Source organism: Roseicella frigidaeris, assembly GCF_003258945.1.
GTDB classification, from domain to species: domain Bacteria; phylum Pseudomonadota; class Alphaproteobacteria; order Acetobacterales; family Acetobacteraceae; genus Paracraurococcus; species Paracraurococcus frigidaeris.
This window is the reverse complement of record NZ_QLIX01000079.1, coordinates 1-1,495: the sequence shown is the minus strand read 5'-3', so window position 1 is coordinate 1,495 and position 1,495 is coordinate 1. Positions and strand designations below refer to the sequence as shown.

1 protein-coding gene is annotated in these 1,495 nt (G+C 68.6%); it reads right to left on the bottom strand.

All coding sequences use genetic code 11. The features are described 5' to 3' along the window. Window positions 1-1,179: efflux RND transporter periplasmic adaptor subunit (locus DOO78_RS26820; RefSeq protein ID WP_111472938.1), on the bottom strand; the 1,179-nt coding region annotated here is incomplete at its 3' end. Between the last annotated feature and the right edge of the window lie 316 nt (window positions 1,180-1,495).

Here is a 1,495-nt window from a genome sequence, read left to right as displayed (position 1 = left end):
CCGGTCGGTGACGTCTGCCTCAACCCCGAGCGCGACCTCAGCGACCACAAAATCAGAGACGCCGCCTGATCGGCACCGGACAACTTCTTTGACAATCACCGCCACCAGCCCGTCTCGGCCCAGCGGCGCCGCGATCTCGACTGTCGCGAACATGTTCACCTTCAGCGCGCCGTCGGGGTTCGGGATCTCGCAGCGCACCTTCGCCGTGCCGGTGCGGGCATCCAGCTGGTCGGCGACATAGGCGACGCGGCCGGGGAAGCGGCGGCCGGGATACGCCTCCACGGCGATAGAGACCGCCGCCCCGGGCTTCACCGCACCGAGTTCACGCTCGGGCACGTCGGCCATCACCCAGACGGTCGAGAGGTCGGCGAGGGTGAAGATCTCGCGGTTGGTGTCCACCAGCTCCCCCGGCGTCGCGCCCACCGCCAGCACCGCGCCGTCGAAGGGCGCGAGGATGCCGCCGCGGGCGTCGCTCGGCGTGCGGCCCGGCAGGGACACGGTGTCCGCCGGCTCCTGCCCCGGCGGGCCGGCCGGGCTGTAGCGGGTCAGCATCTCCCGCCAGTGTTCCACCTCCGTCCGGCGCGTCTCCACCGCCGCATCGGCGCGCGCCATCTCGGCGCGGCGGCGCTCCAGCTCGCTCTGGGCGATCGCGCCGCTGCGGACCAGTTCGGTGGCGCGGTTCAGCGCGGCGCGGGCCGTCTGCGTCTCCGCCTGCGCCTGGTTCAGCGCCGCCTCGGCGCCCGCGAGCTGGTGGCGCGCCTCCGCCAGGTCCAGCGCATCCAGTACCGCCAGGCGCTGGCCGGCGCGCACGCGGTCGCCGATCGCGACCTCGATGGCCTGCACCCGCCCGCGCGCGAGGGGCTGGATGTGGGCGAGGCGCAGCTCGTTGAAGCCGACGGTGCCGGTCACGCGGATGCTGCGGGCCAGCGGCTGCATGGCGGCGGGCGCGGTGCGCAGGCCGTAGTTCTGCGCCGCCTCGGGCGAGAGCGTGACCTCCGTCGGCAGGCTCTCCTGCGGCGCGGGCGTGGCGGGGGCCGGCGGCGACGGGGAGAGCCATTGGCCCAGGACGAAGCCGCCGACCCCGGCAACGAGCGCCGCGGCGCCGGCCGACAGCAGCAGCCGGCGCTGAGGACGCCTTTGGACATTTGGCCGGTCAATCTGATCAATGATCGTGTCCATCAAATGTTAAGTATCATCGGACACGGCACCGTCAACGCGGTACATGAATATAAAAAATTAATTTTTCATTTGAGAATGACTTGCATATTCATAGAGAATTTCACGCTTGTGAAATACAGAGCGCGTGATTTTTCTCAGTACCGTCCGGTCGATTTCTCGACCTTGACAATCGACCCGACCGCACTGACGGGCCAACTGTAAGCGGCCGTTCGAGGTGTTGAATGCCAGTGAGAGCTGACCCGGGATTGCCATGAGGAATTGACCCGGGTTGTGGATGGAGGAGCGGGGTTTTCGGTCTGGTCAGGTGAGTTGTGGC